At 57.3% G+C, this 16,603-nt stretch carries 18 protein-coding genes; 1 reads left to right on the top strand and 17 read right to left on the bottom strand.

Annotated features, from left to right (window positions below; translation table 11 throughout):
- Positions 1 to 57: 57 nt before the first annotated feature.
- Complete coding sequence (gene mnmA, locus ACR0JE_RS00515) at positions 58 to 1,203, top strand: tRNA 2-thiouridine(34) synthase MnmA (protein WP_480862250.1); 1,146 nt, start codon at positions 58 to 60, stop codon at positions 1,201 to 1,203.
- Here mnmA and ACR0JE_RS00510 read toward each other — a convergent pair.
- The 17 genes from ACR0JE_RS00510 to ACR0JE_RS00430 form a co-directional block, all read right to left on the bottom strand.
- Positions 1,200 to 1,781, bottom strand: coding sequence for a cadmium resistance transporter (locus ACR0JE_RS00510; protein ID WP_480862248.1), 582 nt, complete (start codon positions 1,779 to 1,781; stop codon positions 1,200 to 1,202). The genes mnmA and ACR0JE_RS00510 overlap by 4 nt on opposite strands.
- A complete protein-coding gene (lpxB, locus tag ACR0JE_RS00505; protein WP_480862246.1) occupies positions 1,781 to 2,938 on the bottom strand; it encodes a lipid-A-disaccharide synthase in 1,158 nt (385 codons plus the stop codon). The genes ACR0JE_RS00510 and lpxB overlap by 1 nt, the downstream gene beginning before the upstream one ends.
- On the bottom strand, positions 2,938 to 3,732 hold the full coding sequence (locus ACR0JE_RS00500) for an LpxI family protein (protein ID WP_480862244.1): 795 nt from the start codon (positions 3,730 to 3,732) through the stop codon (positions 2,938 to 2,940). Before ACR0JE_RS00500 ends, lpxB begins: the two co-directional genes overlap by 1 nt.
- A gap of 4 nt (positions 3,733 to 3,736) precedes the next feature.
- The gene (gene lpxA, locus ACR0JE_RS00495; protein ID WP_480862242.1) at positions 3,737 to 4,522 is read right to left on the bottom strand and encodes an acyl-ACP--UDP-N-acetylglucosamine O-acyltransferase; all 786 of its coding nucleotides are present in this window, start codon (positions 4,520 to 4,522) and stop codon (positions 3,737 to 3,739) included.
- Positions 4,519 to 4,992, bottom strand: a complete 474-nt coding sequence (fabZ, locus tag ACR0JE_RS00490) for a 3-hydroxyacyl-ACP dehydratase FabZ (protein WP_480498222.1) — start codon at positions 4,990 to 4,992, stop codon at positions 4,519 to 4,521. Before fabZ ends, lpxA begins: the two co-directional genes overlap by 4 nt.
- 77 nt (positions 4,993 to 5,069) lie before the next feature.
- Complete coding sequence (locus ACR0JE_RS00485; protein ID WP_480862240.1) at positions 5,070 to 5,654, bottom strand: OmpH/Skp family outer membrane protein; 585 nt, start codon at positions 5,652 to 5,654, stop codon at positions 5,070 to 5,072.
- Positions 5,655 to 5,660: 6 nt separating this feature from the next.
- Positions 5,661 to 8,021 (bottom strand): outer membrane protein assembly factor BamA, encoded by a 2,361-nt coding sequence (gene bamA / locus ACR0JE_RS00480; RefSeq protein WP_480862238.1) that lies wholly within the window; start codon positions 8,019 to 8,021, stop codon positions 5,661 to 5,663.
- A 127-nt stretch (positions 8,022 to 8,148) separates the two neighbouring features.
- Positions 8,149 to 8,277: a hypothetical protein gene (locus ACR0JE_RS00475; RefSeq protein WP_480541564.1), complete on the bottom strand. Its 129-nt coding sequence runs from the start codon at positions 8,275 to 8,277 to the stop codon at positions 8,149 to 8,151.
- Positions 8,278 to 8,356: 79 nt separating this feature from the next.
- Entirely contained in the window at positions 8,357 to 9,709 is a 1,353-nt protein-coding gene (rseP, locus tag ACR0JE_RS00470; protein ID WP_480862236.1) for an RIP metalloprotease RseP, read from the bottom strand.
- Between the two features lie 4 nt (positions 9,710 to 9,713).
- Entirely contained in the window at positions 9,714 to 10,886 is a 1,173-nt protein-coding gene (dxr, locus tag ACR0JE_RS00465) for a 1-deoxy-D-xylulose-5-phosphate reductoisomerase (RefSeq protein ID WP_480862234.1), read from the bottom strand.
- A complete protein-coding gene (locus tag ACR0JE_RS00460; protein WP_480549294.1) occupies positions 10,886 to 11,683 on the bottom strand; it encodes a phosphatidate cytidylyltransferase in 798 nt (265 codons plus the stop codon). Before ACR0JE_RS00460 ends, dxr begins: the two co-directional genes overlap by 1 nt.
- Positions 11,680 to 12,411 (bottom strand): isoprenyl transferase, encoded by a 732-nt coding sequence (locus ACR0JE_RS00455; protein WP_480862232.1) that lies wholly within the window; start codon positions 12,409 to 12,411, stop codon positions 11,680 to 11,682. Before ACR0JE_RS00455 ends, ACR0JE_RS00460 begins: the two co-directional genes overlap by 4 nt.
- Positions 12,412 to 12,420: 9 nt before the next feature.
- Positions 12,421 to 12,984: a ribosome recycling factor gene (gene frr, locus ACR0JE_RS00450; RefSeq protein WP_480862230.1), complete on the bottom strand. Its 564-nt coding sequence runs from the start codon at positions 12,982 to 12,984 to the stop codon at positions 12,421 to 12,423.
- A 179-nt stretch (positions 12,985 to 13,163) separates the two neighbouring features.
- Positions 13,164 to 14,159 carry an acryloyl-CoA reductase gene (gene acuI, locus ACR0JE_RS00445; protein ID WP_480862228.1) on the bottom strand — a complete coding sequence of 332 codons (996 nt, stop codon included), beginning with the start codon at positions 14,157 to 14,159 and terminating at the stop codon, positions 13,164 to 13,166.
- A 105-nt stretch (positions 14,160 to 14,264) separates the two neighbouring features.
- Entirely contained in the window at positions 14,265 to 15,368 is a 1,104-nt protein-coding gene (locus tag ACR0JE_RS00440; protein ID WP_480541572.1) for a dimethylsulfoniopropionate demethylase, read from the bottom strand.
- Entirely contained in the window at positions 15,369 to 15,896 is a 528-nt protein-coding gene (locus ACR0JE_RS00435; protein ID WP_480549302.1) for a DinB family protein, read from the bottom strand. It lies immediately after the preceding gene.
- Entirely contained in the window at positions 15,896 to 16,600 is a 705-nt protein-coding gene (locus ACR0JE_RS00430; protein WP_480549304.1) for a DUF1326 domain-containing protein, read from the bottom strand. The genes ACR0JE_RS00435 and ACR0JE_RS00430 overlap by 1 nt, the downstream gene beginning before the upstream one ends.
- Positions 16,601 to 16,603 lie beyond the last annotated feature (3 nt).

The raw sequence follows: 16,603 nt of genomic DNA, 5'->3' as shown, positions 1-16,603 counted from the left end.
GAGTGTGTAGAATTTTCCTATATTCTGCCGGTCTTTCTTAATCCGAACGGAATCGCCATGGCCCTCGCCGCCGAGACCCAACTCAATTCGCTTGGCTTTGCCAAACCGCCCTCGGAAACGCGGGTGGTTGTTGCCATGTCCGGTGGTGTCGACAGCTCGGTCGTTGCTGCCTATCTGGCGGACCAAGGCTATGACGTGGTCGGTGTGACACTACAGCTTTATGACCATGGCGCGGCGCTGGCCAAAAAAGGCGCGTGCTGTGCCGGGATCGACATTCATGACGCGCGGCGCGTGGCCGAAGAGCGTGGTTTCCCGCATTACGTTCTGGACTACGAGAACATCTTCAAAGACGCGGTGATTGATGAATTCGCCGACAGCTATCTGGCAGGCGCGACCCCAGTGCCCTGTATCCGCTGCAATGAGCGGGTGAAATTTAAGGACCTTTTGGAAACTGCCAAAGACCTTGAAGCCGATTGCATGGCCACTGGGCACTATATTCAGCGCATGATGGGCCCTAGTGGCCCGGAACTGCACAGCGCCGAGGATGCGAACCGCGACCAGTCCTACTTCCTGTTTTCGACCACGCCCGAGCAGTTGGATTTCCTGCGCTTCCCTCTGGGGCACCTGCCTTCGAAGGATGCAACCCGCGATATGGCGGCGCAGTACGGGCTGGCCGTGGCGGACAAACCCGACAGTCAGGACATCTGCTTCGTGCCCAATGGCGACTATGCCAGCGTGATCGAGAAACTGCGCCCGGGTGCTGCGGAACCGGGTGAGATCGTGCATGCCGATGGCCGGGTTCTGGCGAAGCACAACGGGGTGATCCACTACACGATCGGTCAGCGCCGGGGCTTAGGCATTGGTGGCCTGAGCGAGCCGCTTTACGTGGTCAAGCTGGATGTGGACAAGAAACAGGTTGTCGTCGGCCCCAAAGAAATGCTGGCGACCAGAACCATTCCGGTGCGCGAAATCAACTGGTTGGGGGACGAGCCCTTCACCGCGCGCAGCGAATGGCACTTGTCGGTCAAGGTCCGCTCGACCCGCCCCCCGCGCGAGGCGATTATTCGCCCCCTGTCCGACACGACCGCCGAGGTGGAGTTGTTGACGCCTGAGGAAGGGATCTCTCCGGGTCAGGCCTGTGTGTTCTACGCAAATGAAGGCAGCCGTATCTTTGGCGGTGGCTGGATCTGGCGCGGGTACTAAATCGCGTCAGTCCATGAGTTACTGAGGATGTAGATCCCAGCGCAGATCATTACGTAAGGCACAAGCGCCTCAAGCCGTTGCGCCCAGCCTCCGGTCATGATTGGCGCGCGCGCGCCCAAGAGTGCGAGCGCACTTAGGGTCAACGCCGCGGCTACAGCCCCAGCGACCCCTGCCAAGCGATAGCTCGGGGTGGAGTCCGCCAAAAGCGGTGCGAGAACCGCAAACGTATCCATCGACATACTGACAAACAGCAGCATGGTCACCAAGGTCGACGCGCCTGCAGATAAGCGCGCAGCCTGCTGCATCTCCTCCCCCCGGAATTGACGGAGTATTCCGATGATGCCAAGCCCCAAAGGGATCAATCCCAAATAGCCCGCCCAGTGCGGCACCACGTCATCGACCCCCAATGCCAGTAGGAAAGCGATGGTGATCACGATTATCTGCGCAAACAGGAACCCTGCAATGGCGCGACGTGGACCAGATACCATCATCAGCGCAACTAACGCGGCAAGATTGTCGAGATTGGTCAATATCTGCGCCGCAAAGGCCGAAGCAGCAAAGATCACATGATCCAGCATCACGCGTTCATTCTGTCCAAAACGGCCCTTGCTGCGCGCAGACCCGGTGCCTCGCCACCGCGCCCAAGACGCTCCATGGTCGTTGCCATGGCCCGGTTCTGAGCGTCCGGTGCGGCGGCCACTTGCTTTAACGAATCCGCGATCTTCGTTGGATCACAATCCTCAAGCAGGCATTCGGGCACGGCATGGCTGTCCGAGACCAGATTGACCAGAGTGACCGTATCCAGCTTCACCATACGTTTGGCGATCTGCGTGGTCAGCCAGTTCAGGTTGTAAGCGATCACCATGGGCGTCGCCTGCGCTGCCAATTCCAACGAGACCGTACCCGAGGCCGCCAATGCCAGATCGGCGGCGGCAAAGGCTGCTCTTTTCTGGCTCTGCGCTTCGTCCGAGGGCAGTTTGCGCGGATCGACAACAACCGGGTGACCAGGCCAGTCGTTGATGTGGTCCGAAACCATATCGACCATATGCGCAACCGCCGGAACCACGACGCGGGTGTCGGTACGATCTGTCAGGAACTCGTCTAGTGCCGCACCGAAGATCGGGGCCAACCGTTCGACCTCCCCTCTCCGGGAGCCTGGCAACGCCAGCACGATTGGCGCATTGCCCAGATCATGATCCGCACGAAATTTCTGGATGTCCTGATCAGAGGCAATCGGTTCGTTCACCACGGGATGGCCAACGAAATCACATTCCATCCCCACGCGTTCCATATAGGGCGGCTCAAACGGCAGCAGCGCCAGAACGTGATCAATCACCTTGGCCATCTTATCCGCCCGCCCCGGACGCCAGGCCCAGACGCTTGGGGCCACGTAGTGCACGGTGCGAATATCGCTGGCGGCTTTGACGATCTTGGCCACACGCAGTGAGAAGTCCGGACTGTCGATGGTGATCAGCACATCCGGCTGCGTGTCCAAAACCGCCTGCGCGGTTTCAGCGATCCGGCGCTTTAGGTGAAAGAACTTGGGCAGGACCTCGACAAGGCCCATAACGCTGAGCTCGGACATCGGGAACTGACTGTTCAGGCCCTGTGCCTCCATCAATGGCCCGCCAACTCCACTGAATTCAACGTTTGGAACAAGGGTCTTCAACCCTTCCATCAGCGCACCGCCCAACCGGTCACCCGAAGGTTCACCGGCGACCAGAAAGACGCGCATCAGACCGCCCTTTCACGGACGAACAGGAAAAGGCCCAGACGGTTGCATTCGGCGATCACCCGGTCGCGCTGCAATACCATGACACCGCCCTTTTCGATGACAATACCGGTCAATCCGGCTGCCACGGCGCTGGCCACGGTTTCGGGGCCTATTGCAGGCAAATCCACCCGCCGATCCTGAGCTGGCTTTGGCGCTTTGAACAGAACGCCACCACCTGCATCCGGACGTTGGGTCAAGGATTGCAACATCCAGGCGGTGCCAAAAATGCTTTCGACAGCCAAAGCCTGCCCTTTGGACACGGCGCAAGCCTGCCCGATATCGGCGCTGCCCATGGCACGTAGAATACCGGCCGCACGGTCTGCATCGACCAAATCGGCGTCAGATGGTTGCGCCTCGGTCAGGCAACCCACAGACGGCAATAAGTCCGGTGCTATCTCATGAGCGGCTTTGACCGACAGGCCCGCATCCTCAAAGATACCGATGACCGCGCGCAACGCCCCGTCGTCGCCAGAGGTCATCGCCTTTTGCAAGATCGGAACTAATGGCAAGGTCGCCGCATCAATGCGCGCGGGATCAACCCGCGGTCGCCGAACTGCCCCGGCCATGCAAAGCTCGGTCACACCGCGCGCGTTCAATTCGGCGATAAAGCTGCCTAGCTGTTCGAGCGGAAACACGATGTCTGGTCCTAGCGTATCCGGCTCAAACCCTTCCATCGCGCAGATCAACGGGCGCTCTGGCAAAGCGGCGACGACCTCATCCGGCAAGACACCTGTGCCTGCGATCAATGCCAGCATGCGCTTACTTCCTTGGTGTCAGGAAAGAACGATCCGTGTCACCGGTGACAAACTCGACAATGCGCCGGACATATTCGCTGTCGGTGCCTTCACCTGCCCGATGGGCACGTTCCTGAAACGTCCCCTCTCCACCGGTCAGTTCCTTGAACGCAGCCCGCAGCGCCGAGATGTCTTCGCGCGATACGCCCCGCCGTTTCAGGCCAACCAGGTTGAGCCCGTCCAGTTCCCCGCGCGGGGCCTGGACCAAACCGTAGGGAATGACGTCGTTCGGCACCATGGTCAGCGCGCCGATGATGGCGCCGCGACCAACCCGCACCCATTGATGCAGGCCCGAGATCCCGCCGATTATCACATCATCCTCAATGACACAGTGACCGGCCGCGCCCGCGTGATTTACCATGATCACCCGATCGCCCATCTGAACGTCATGGGCCACATGCACGCCCGCCATCAGCAGGCAATCATCACCGATACGCGTCACGCCACCACCGCCATCGGTGCCGGTGTTGATCGTCACATGTTCCCGAATCCTGTTGCGCTGGCCGATTTCCAGCCGCGTGTTTTCACCCCCGAATTTTAAATCTTGAGGGATCTCACCTATGACCGAGAAGTTGAAGATGACCGTATCTCCACCGACCGAAGTGTCACCCGTGACAACCACATGCGATTTCAACTCGACCCGGTCGCCCAAACGCACCTGAGGCCCGACATAGCAGAACGGGCCGATCGAACAGCCCTGCCCGATCTGAGCGCCCTCTTCTATGATTGCGCTGGGATGAACACCGCTCATGCCGTTTTTTCCATGTCCCAATCAACATAGGCCGAGAACTCGGCTTCGGCGGCGACTTCTCCATCGACGGTAGCCCGGCCATTGAACTTGAACAGCTTTCCGCCTTTCTTGCCACGCAGGGTTTCCACATGCATCTCCAGAACGTCGCCGGGCACAACCTTGCGGCGGAATTTGCACTTGTCGATGCTCATGAAGTAGATCAGCAGTTCCGTGTCGATCACATCCATGCCGACACCCAGCATGACGCCGGCCGTTTGCGCCATCGCTTCGACGATGGTGACACCTGGCATGATCGGAGTACCGGGGAAATGGCCCTGAAAATGAGGCTCGTTCATGGTGACATTCTTGATGCCTATGGCAGATTGATAGCCTTCGATATCAACCACCTTGTCGACCAGTAGAAACGGATAGCGATGCGGCAATATGCGCTGAATCAGCTGAATGTCGGCGCTTTTGGTTTCCGAGGTCATAAGTCACAAATCCCGTCTTGGAAGTCTCAGTTCTCGCGTGGTTAGCAATACAGGCGCGTAAGGGCAAGCAAACCTGTTTATTCGCCTTGTCCGTCCTGCAAGCCGGTTCCATCCCCGATGACCGCATTGATCCGGTCTATCGCAACATCGGTGATGTCCGATGCGTCCGAGCTGAGCAGCACACTTGAGCGTTCCAGAATGATCGAGCCGCCGCTTTCCCGCAGAATATCGATCAGAACCGGGCGCGCCAGTTCGTAAAACTGTTGCCGACTGTCTTCGCTGAGACGGGCCAAAGCGTCCAGTTTGGCCCGCTGACCTTCGCGGTGAGATTGCACTTTGATATCAAACGCTTCAGCCAAGGGGCGAAACTCTTCCGGCGTCAGTTCGCTACGCTTCTCAGTCAGAGTTTTTTCTTCAGTGCTCAGTTCAGCGACGATGCGTTCATTTTCCTCGCCCAGCAACGCGCCTTCCTGTTCAATCTCGCGTAGGACGCGCTGACCAAATTGGGATTCCGTAAACAAGCGATCACTAGAGATCGTTACGACTTCGCTTTGGGTCACACCCAACTGCTGTGCAAAACCGGGGATAGACCAAGCGCAGGCTAGAAAAACACACAGGGCCCGAAGCGGGCCCTGTAGTAGGTTGAAACCGTAGTCCGCCATGAAAAATCAGAACCTGGCCTGAACGGTCAAATCAAAGCTGCGTTCTTTATCGAACTCTTCTTTCTTCAAAGCATGCGAGAAGTTAAACCGCAGCGGACCGAAGGGTGTTTCCCACAGGACGGACACGCCAATAACCTGACGGATCGATCCGTTTGCACCGACGATATCCGCACCGGCTGTGTTGACGTTGCTGATATTGTAGAGATTGCCAATATCGTAGAACACGCCCCCGCGCAGACCCAATTCTTCGGGCAAGCCCAATGGGAAGTCTGACTCGAAGCGTGCAACCCAGTAGTAATTGCCACCAATGGCATCATTCTGACCGTTGGACAGATCACGCGGGCCAAGGCCGGCGGGTTCAAAGCCACGGAAGACGCTGGGACCCAACAAGAAACGGTCAACTGTGCGGCTAAAGTCGTCCCCTCTCCAGTGAAGTGCACCCATTTCAAGTGTGGCCCGCAACACGACTTCTTCGCTTAGGATGCGCGTCTGCGCGATACCACGAGCCGTCGTCTTAAAAAACTCATTGTCGCCACCCAGACCGGCCGCATCAACACCGACTTCGAACAAAACACCTGCATTTGGGTTCAAACCACCGATACGGCTATCATAGATATATGACACGCCAATCGAACTGCTGGTTCGTTTTCCCTGTGCGATTTCAGACGAAATAACAGCACCGTTGATCTCATCATCCTGCTGCGTCATCTCGCTGCGTTCCCAGCCATAGCGAAGGCGCAATGCGGACAGTTCGCCAATCGAGTAGGTCAACTGGGGATTAAAGAATAGGCGCTGGGTGTCGTAGCTTGCAAAACCAGAGTTGGTCCCTGAGAGACCAAGCCCAAGATCAAAGCGCAGTCTGCGACCTAACAGGTAAGGTTCCGTAAAATTGATGGTGTACTGTTCGGATTCCTGCGCAGTCGAGATGGAAAAACCAAGATTCTGACCACGCCCAAGGAAATTGGATTCGTTCAACGCAACAGCAAGTCCGATACCGTCCGATACCGAGTAGCTACCGCCCAGCGAAAGCGAACCTGTAGGCTGTTCTTCAACATCCACGTCCAGAATGACCTGGCTTGGGCTTGACCCTTCGCGCGGTTCAACACTCGCTGTGGCAAAGAAACCCAATGCGTTGATGCGCTCTGACGCCTGACGGATCGCTCGCGGATTGAACGGATCACCTTCGACAGTTTCAAACTGACGACGGATCACCTGATCCAGCGTTGTTGTGTTCCCTTCGATATCAATCCGTTCCACAAAGACGCGCGGGCCTTTGCTGAGTACGAATTCGATATCCAGTGTCAGGTCGCGATCATTCCGGGTGACACGCGGCTCGACCCGAAGAAAATCGACGCCCTGTTTCACCCCTAACCGTTCCTGCCGAGCGATCGAATTTTCGATCAGCGTAGGTGAATACGTTACGCCGGGCTTGATCTTTAGTGCGTCCTGATAGGGTGCCGGGTCCACGCCAGGGATTTCACTTACAGTTGTGATCTTGCCGAATGAAAATTTCTGCCCTTCGGTCACGTTCATGACCAGGAAAAACGCATCGCGTTCGCGCGTGAACTCTACATTGGCACTGTTTACACGAAAATCGATATAGCCGCGCGATAGGTAGAAATCACGAATGACCTGCTTGTCGAATTCGATCCGGTCGCCGATGAATGTATCGCTGCGGAAAAAGGTGCGCAGGATGGTGGCCTGTTTCGTCTCCAACACGCGGCGCAAGCGGCGATCAGAATAAGCGCGGTTGCCGACAAAGCTGACACGTTCGACTTCAATCGTAGTGCCTTCAGAGATTTCAAAAACCAGATCGACCCGGTTGTCGCTACGGCGAATGATACGGGGGATCACGGTCGCAGCCACACGACCTTGTGCCGAATAGACTTCAGCGATCAGATCGGAGTCGGCCTCGGCGGCCTGAGGCGTAAACACCCGACGGGGCTGCGATGAAATCACTTCGAGCAAGACGTCGTCTTTGACACGCCGATTCCCCTCGATGCTGATCTGGTTGATTGTCGGGTATTCCTGAACCTCGATCACCAGGGTCGTGCCGCGAGGTGTCAATTCGACTGTTTCAAAAACACCACTGTCAAGCAAACGCTGATAGGCGTCGTTCAGCTGACCGCTTGTCACCGTCTGGCCCGGTTCGATCCCGGTTCTGGCGATGATCGTACCGGTCTCGATACGCCGGTTTCCATCTACGTCAAACGAATTGATCGTGAAACTTTGCGCGGTCGCAACGTTTGGCATTGCCAGTAAACTTGCCGCAACAAAAAGGAAAAGAAACGTGAGCGTTTGCCACAAAATCTTGTTTGAAGACTTACGCCCCCCGCAGGATGTGCCCGCGCCTCGCCCGTCGGTCATTTTTATCTCAACCCAGAATTCTAAGACTTTAATGCTGAGTAACGGGTCTGGATGTGCTTGTCAAAAGGCCAAAATGCCCAACTGGCATTTGATTACCTTTGTCTTGCGCCGATACGCTGGGCCAGAATCAGAAACCGGCCAGATAAGCACCTAAACCAAGGGCCAAAGCGGTGACTGCAAAACTCAGCAACACATCCCAGTTCAGCATGAACAGGAAACTGAAGCTTTTATATGATTTGCGCAGTGCTTGTGTCATTGTTCGCCCTCAATTTGGCGAAAACACTAACGTCAGATTGAGGCAAGAATGCGGCTTTGTTGTGCGCGCGGTGTCACAATCAGCAGAACAGATCGTTTGTTACCGAAAACAGCATCAGGCTGAGAATCAGGGTGATTCCCACCGTCATCAAAATCCGGAGCGCCCGGTCGCTGGGCGGCTTTCCGGCAACGGCTTCATACGCATAGAAGACCAGGTGCCCGCCATCCAAAGCCGGAATTGGGAACAGGTTCAGCAGTCCAACAGCGGTCGACAAAACCGCAATAAAGAAGATGAAGTTCTGCGCACCCTGACTGGCCATCGCACCCGAGGTTTCGGCAATACCAATCGGGCCGGAGATATTGCAGGTACTGATCGCGCCGGTGATCATGTGCCACATCCCCGATAGCGATCCGTCGATAATGCGGATGGTCTGCCTGACACCGCCCGTCAGCGAATCCCAAATGCCAGCGGGCTGAGTCGCAGGTTCCAGCATCATGCCGCCCACGATCCCGATACGCCAATGAGTGATAAAGCCGCCTTCGGACTGGGGCTCATCCGTGCGCCGTGGGGCCAGAGCAAATTCCAGATCAACCCCGTCGCGCCAAACGTTCAGCAATAATACGCGACCATCCGAGCTTTCGACAAATTCCTTAAGCTGGTCGAAGGCAAAGATTGGCTGCCCATTGACAGCGGTGATTACATCCCCCTGTTCCAACTGGATATCCATCGCGGCACTGCGCGGTGCAACCTGACGGATCAGCGGCGGGAACAACCAAGGCGCTTCGACATCCAGCGTCTCACCATCGCGGATTACGGTATAGTCCAGAACAGGTTCAACAGGCAGCGATCCGGTGAATTCGCTCCAGTTGCTTTCCTCATCGAAATCCGGCGTTGTGATACCAGCAATCGCGACGATCTCATCGCCAACCTGAAGGCCTTGAACGGTTCCCGGCAAAGGTTGCAATTCACCCACTGTCAGAGGTTCGCGTGACACGCCTTGCGACCAAAAGATCATACCGAAGACGATGATCGACATGGCAAAGTTGAATACCGGACCCGCTGCAACGGTTGCAGCACGGGCCCAAAGCGGTGCGCCATGCATGGTACTGCGCAGCTCTTCCGGGCTTTGTTCGGCGATTTCTTCCATCGCCTCTTCGTCCTTACCCGAGGCCGCGTTGGAATCGCCCTTGAATTTGACGTAGCCCCCAAACGGCAGCAGCGCGATCTGCCATTTTGTGCCACGCTTGTCGAACCGGCTCCATAACACCGGGCCGAACCCTATGGAAAACACATCTGCATGAATGCCGGACCAGCGACCAACGATATAATGCCCGTATTCATGCACAGCCACGATGGCGGACAAAGCGATCACAAAGGCCACAATCGTCCAAAGCAAATTGCCGAATTGCGGGATCAGGGAAAGTACGTCCAATATTCTATCCTGCTCGTTTGTGCACGGCGTCATCTGCCCATTGCCGTGCCAGATGGTCCGTTTGCTGTACGTTATCAAGTGTCAAAGGGGCATCAATAAGACATTGTTCCGCATCAAATCTGTCCAGAACCATGGCGACACAATCTGCCATGTCCAGAAATCCGATCCGACGCGCGATGAAATGATCCAGCGCCCGCTCTTTAGCGGCGTTGAAAACCGCGCCCGACAATCCTCCGCGTTCCATGACGTCCCACGCCAGTCTAAGCGCGGGGTAACGGGCCAGATCAGGTTTCTGAAAGTTCAGCTGGCCAATCGCCGCTAAGTCGAGCCGTTCGACCGGCAGGCCCTGCCTGTCCGGCCAGTGCAGCGAATAGCCAATCGCGTGGCGCATATCGGGCGCGCCCATATGGGCCATCACCGCGCCATCCCGAAACCCAACCAGCGCGTGTACAATAGATTCGGGATGCACCAGAACTTCGATCCGCTGCGGGTCTAACCCAAAGAATTCTTTGGTCTCGATCACTTCAAGCGCCTTGTTGAACATCGAGGCGCTGTCGATGGTGATCCGCTGCCCCATATCCCAGTTCGGGTGGCTTGAGGCCTGTTCAACCGTCGCTTTGGCCAGATCTGAGACGGGCCAGTCCCGAAAGGCCCCGCCACTGGCCGTGATGATGATCCGCTCAACCGCGCTCATGTCCTCGCCCACAAGCGCTTGAAAAACCGCTGAATGCTCACTGTCCACCGGCAGCAGGCGCGCGCCATGCGTTTTGGCTGTGTCCAGCACCAAAGCACCGGCACAAACAAGCGTTTCTTTGTTGGCCAGCGCCAGCGTCGCGCCTTGCTTCAGCGCCTCGATCCCTGGTGCCAGCCCGGCCGCGCCCACGATGGCCGACATGACCCAATCTGCAGGCCGCGTCGCTGCTTCGGTCAGGGCCTGCGCACCAGCGGCCGCTTCAACACCTGAGCCTTCCAGCGCATCACGCAGGTCGGGCAACCGATCCTCATAAGCCGTCACAGCGATATCTGCACGCAACTGACGGGCATCTGAAGCCAGCTGCGCGATATTGGCGCCCCCGGTTAGGGCGACCACGTCATAGTGATCCGGCGCACGGGCGATCAGATCAACTGTGTTCTGGCCGATCGAACCGGTCGCACCGAAAATCGAAACCTTGCGCATCACATCGCCCCGGGTGAATAGATCAAACCCGCTAAAAGCACGAACAGCGCCGCACCCATCATTCCATCAAACCGATCCAGAAACCCGCCATGACCGGGGATCAGATTCGAGCTGTCCTTGACCCCAAACCGGCGTTTGACCGCGCTTTCAGCAATGTCGCCAGCCTGGCTGGCCATCGAAGCCAGCACCGAAATCACCACAAACATCACGCCAAACCCGCCCTGGACGGCGAACAGGATGCCGACCAAGGCAGCAGCTGCCCAGCCCCCTGCTGTACCTGACCATGTTTTTTTGGGGCTGACCTTGGGCCAGAATTTCGGGCCACCCACGGCCTTGCCGACAAAATACCCCGCGACATCGGTTGCCACGACCAAGGCAATCAGCCAGATCATCGCGGTAAAACCCAACGTCTCTCGTATCGAAATAAAGCCCAGCCCTGCCCCGGCAATCCACAGCATAAAAACCGCGCACAACCCGCGGGAATGGTTAACCTGCCCGGCCGAAACCAAAGCAAGCGCGGCAACGATTGGCAGAGTATAAACCTGAGAAAATTCAAAACGCCAAAGCTCTGCGACGCCAAACACCACCGCGCAGGTCAGGATTCCCAATTGCACCGCGACGCTTGTGCGCTGCGGCTCGATCATCCGAACGAGTTCCCATGCCATCAGCCCACAGGCCACCGCGATGAAGGTTTCGAACCAGATACCGCCCAGCCAGACTTCAATCGCACCAATGGCGACAAGCACAATGGCAGACAGAACCCGCGTCGTCAGATCAGACCATCGGCCATCGCTCATGCGATAACTGCCCCGAAACGCCGCTCACGTGATCCAAAGTTGTTGCACAAGCGCTCCAGCTCGGCGGCGGTGAAATCAGGCCACAACGTGTCGATGAACTCGTATTCAGAATAGGCGGATTGCCACAGCAAGAAGTTCGAGATGCGCGCCTCACCACTGGTGCGGATCACCAGATCAGGATCCGGCAGAACCCGTGTATCCAGGTATTTGGGCAGCGTTTCTTCGTCCACATCATCGGGATGCAAGCGCCCTTCGGCCACATCACGGGCCAGTCGTTTGGTCGCACGCGCTACCTCATCCCGGCCGCCGTAGTTCAGCGCGACGGTCAGATGCACCAGATCGTTGTTTTTGGTTTCTTCTTCCAGAGAATCCATAAGATCGGTCAGCTTTGAATCCAAACGCACCCGATCCCCTATAAACCGCACGCGAATGCCATTTTCGGCCAGCGTCTTGGTTTCCTTGATGATATAGCGGCGAAACAAGCTCATCAGCCCTGCCACTTCGACCTGCGTACGCTTCCAGTTCTCGGTCGAAAAGGCAAAGATGGTCAGGTACTTGATGCCCAGCCCCGGACAGGCTTCAACCACCTCGCGCACCCGACGCGCACCCGCGTGATGACCGAACAACCGAGGCCGCCCACGTGCCTGCGCCCAGCGACCGTTACCATCCATGATGATCGCCACATGGCGCGGGCCAGACCCTGGCTCGGTTTGGGGATCTTTGGGCATAAGACCGGCTCAGACCTGCATGATTTCTGACTGTTTCGTCTCAAGTGCGGTATCGACAGCCTTGATCATCTCATCCGTCAGGTCCTGCACTTCGCTTTCCCAGAACTTCTGGTCATCCTCGGACATGCCATCCGATTTGGCCTTTTTGATCTGGTCCATCCCATCGCGGCGTACATTTCGGATCGAAACCCGCGCGCTTTCGGCATATTGCCCAGCAACCCTGCCCAGCTCGCGACGGCGTTCTTCGTTCAATTCAGGGATCGGCAGCATAATGATCGTGCCATTCAGCTGGGGATTGATCCCCAAACCACTTTCGCGGATCGCTTTTTCGACCTTGCCCACAAGGCCCTTGTCCCAGACATTCACCGTCACCATCCGCGGTTCCGGAACATTGACCGTGCCAACCTGATTGATCGGTGTCATCGCCCCATAAGCGTCGACCATTACCGGCTCCAGCATCGAAGCCGAGGCCCGACCGGTCCGCAAAGAGGCAAATTCAGTTCTGAGGTTGGACATAGCGCCATCCATGCGGCGCTTCAGATCATCGGTGTCCAGTTCGAAGTCGTCAGACATGCTGCTCACTCCCCGTCTTCAAGTGCTGTTTGGATGGGTCTTACGCCATCACATATGGGATGTATAGCAATCATGGGCAGGAATTGCGGCAATAACCAGCAGAGTTTCGGTCCTTTTTGCCGGCTTTTGATCAGCAAGGGCAAGCCTATAACATGACCCGCCCTTACCGTGGTATCAAATCAGGCGTTTACGTCGACCACAACGCGCCCTTTGACCTGACCTTTGAGAATTTCTGCCCCAAGTGTTGGCAGGTCAGACAGGGTCGCGGCATGCACCATCGCCTCGAGTTTTTCCATCGGCAGGTCGGTCGCGATCCGCTGCCAGGCCCGAACGCGGTTGTCATAGGGCTGCATCACGCTGTCGATCCCCAACAAGTTCACACCACGCAGCAGGAAGGGAATCACCGTCGTTGGCAGCGCCGCACCGCCTGCCAGACCTACAGCCGCAACCGAGCAGCCATATTTCATCTGACCCAAAACACGCGCCAGCATGTCACCGCCAACGGCGTCAACACACCCGGCCCAGGTTTCGCTTTCCAGCGGGCGTTTGGTGGTCTCATTCAACTCGTCGCGTGGAACAATCGTCGTCGCACCCAAGGATTTCAGATAGTCCCCGGTCTCAGGTCGCCCGGTCACAGCCGCGACCTCATAGCCCAGATGCCCCAGAATCGCGGTCGCAACCGACCCAACACCCCCGGCGGCCCCGGTTACCAGCACAGGCCCATGGCCCGGTTGCAGCCCATGATCTTGCAGCGCCATAACCGCAAGCATTGCGGTAAAGCCTGCCGTCCCCACCGCCATCGCCTGCCGGGCATCCAAACCGTCTGGCAAGGGAACCAGCCAATCGGCCCGCGCATTGGCTTTTTGCGAATATCCGCCCCAATGCGCCTCTCCCACGCGCCAGCCGGTCAAAACGACCTTGTCGCCCGGCTTGTAGCGCGCATCCGACGAGGCCTCGACCGTCCCGGCATAGTCGATCCCGGGTACATGAGGGTAATTTCGGACCAGACCACCGCCTTTGGGTGACAGGCAAAGCCCGTCTTTGTAGTTCACCGTCGAGTATTCCACTGCAACGGTCACTTCACCATGCGGCAGATCCTCGGTTGAAAGCTGTTTAACCGACGCGCTCGCCAGCCCGCTTTCTTCATCCTTATCCATCACCAACGCATTGAACATATTCATATTCCTTTCGCTTTTTCTCGACCGGCCCATCACTTCACCTGGCCTAAAATATCCCGGGGGAGTCGCGCAGCGACGGGGGCAGAGCCCCCTTCCCACGTATCAGATCCAAAAATGACCCTGTACTGTAGCGTTCCGCATCCCGTCAGGCGTTTCCACCTCAAGCTTGGTCCCAGTGTCCCAATGGCTCAATCGCATCATCCCAATCGAAACATTGGTCGTGAAATCAGGAGACCAGGCGGAAGATGTCACCTGACCGACCTGTTTCCCCTCTGCATAAACCGGCCAAGGCTCAACGCAAGGCGGCACGGCATCACCCTCAATCGCAATCGGGCGAATCTGCTGCACCGGGCCTTCCTTGGCAACGCGCAACAAAGCGTCCCTACCCACGCAGCCAATGGCCGTGTGCGTGTTACAGAACTTGCCCAAACCGCATTCATGCGGCGTGTTGTCGTCTGTCATGTCATTGCCATATGACAGCAACCCGCCCTCGATCCGTTCGATCAAGTTCGGGCAGCCGGCGCGCACCTGCAGGTCTTCGCCCGCGTTGAACAGCGCGTTCCACAGAGGCATCCCGATATCGCCGCCTTCGACATAAATCTCGAACCCGCCTTGCTTGGAATAGCCCGAGCGGGCGACGGCCAAATCGCGCCCCTCAAACTCGAACATATCGAATTTGAAGAACCGAATATCACGTACCCGGTCCCCGAACACGCGCGCCATCAGCTCGTCTGCCTTGGGACCCTGAATGGCCAGAGGTGATACGTCGGGCTCATCCACCAGTACGTCCAGCCGATAGCCATTGGCCAGGCCTTTGACCCACAACAGCAAATCGCTGTCGGCAATGGATATCCACCAACGATCTTCGGACAGTTTCACCGCCACCGGATCGTTCAGCATACCGCCAGTCTCATCCACGATAGGCACATAGTAGCACTGCCCCGGCAGCATACCCCGCAGATCGCGCGGCGTCAGCATCTGCATCAATCGCGCAGCATCCGGCCCGCGCAGTTCCACTTGTCGCTCACACGAGACATCCCAGACTTGAACATGGGACTTGAGATGACGGTAGTCTGCCTCGACGCTTTCGAACACCGTCGGCAACAGCATACGGTTGTAAACCGTATAGCCTTTGACCCCTGCAGCCGTGACACCTTCCGAGAAGGGTGTGCGCCGCAGACGGCGAGACAATGATATTTGCGGCATTCAGCCCTCCGTTGGCATGAAACACAGATCGCTGACCGGCGCGCCAGAGCCGGTCTCGGTCAGCATTTTGTGTAACTGACCACGGTGATGCGTCTGATGGTTGAAAAAGTGCATGATGCATTGCGCATAAGGCAATGTGACTTCGGCCTCTTTTGACGCTGAATACCAGATAAATGGCCCTGATATGGGATCATTGCCCAGCGTCTCTGCCCAGTCTGAGATACGGGTGTCCATAGTGTTTCGCAGGCTCAGCCAGCTTTCCAGATCAGGGCACAGATACACGCTTTCATGTATGCCACCGCCGGGACGGTGAATATTGGCCTCTGGCCCGTCGCCCTTGTCGAAACGTGACATCCAGATCCAGTCGCCCCAGAGAAGATGGTTCGCGGTGCCCAAGATCGAGCCGAAAAACGCACCGCGTTCGCGGGTCAACTCTTCTTCGGTCAGCGCCTCAAGGAACTCTGACAACTGGTTGTTTTGCCAATGATTATACCGCGCCATTTCACGGGCATAGGCTCCGGTAATCATCACTTTGGTCCGTGCCAGTCGATCGGGCAAATCTCGGCGGATTTGCCACCGAAATCCCACACGCGACCATAGTCCCGAACCTTGGATTTGACTCCGCGTGCAACGATGATGTCCGGCCCCATCCAGTATTTCGAATTCGAGACCATCACCGGATGTTCGGGGTCTTTCCCGGCCAGCATTTCAATCTCACCCTGAATTTTACGGCCGATCACAATCCGGCGCTTGGTCCCATCGCGTTCGATCTGGACCGGAGCTCGCTCAGCACCGATAATCTCGCTCACCAGCATGGTAAACAGACCCGTGGTGCCACCTGCTTGACCGCTGAAGATCTGCAGCAACCCGTTATAGGCCTTGCCGCTGGCGCGTTCATCAACATAGGCGGCAACCTTCCATTGCCCCTCGCCCATGCGACCGGGAATATCGACCAGCAGACCCACGTTCAGACCGCTGAGGTCTTCGCCCTCATAGTGGCCCTCGTCGATGATCACGCCCATCCACGCATGGCAATGGCCCTCGGTTGGGGGATGTGCGCCCAACGAGACCACGCAGGGACAAAACACGTCGCAGGAACAGTTCAGGATCAGCTCGCCTTTGATATTCCACTCCGTCGGGCTCATCTCGCGCCGCTTGGGATTGGGCATCCGACTGTCGATCCGCTGGCTGATTGGAAGCCTGTCGGCATCAATCTTTCTGTTCTTAGCCATTCG

Source organism: Ruegeria sp. H3 (assembly GCF_056533095.1).
Note: the sequence above shows the minus strand (reverse complement) of the source record. Positions and strands in the feature narration are given on the sequence as shown.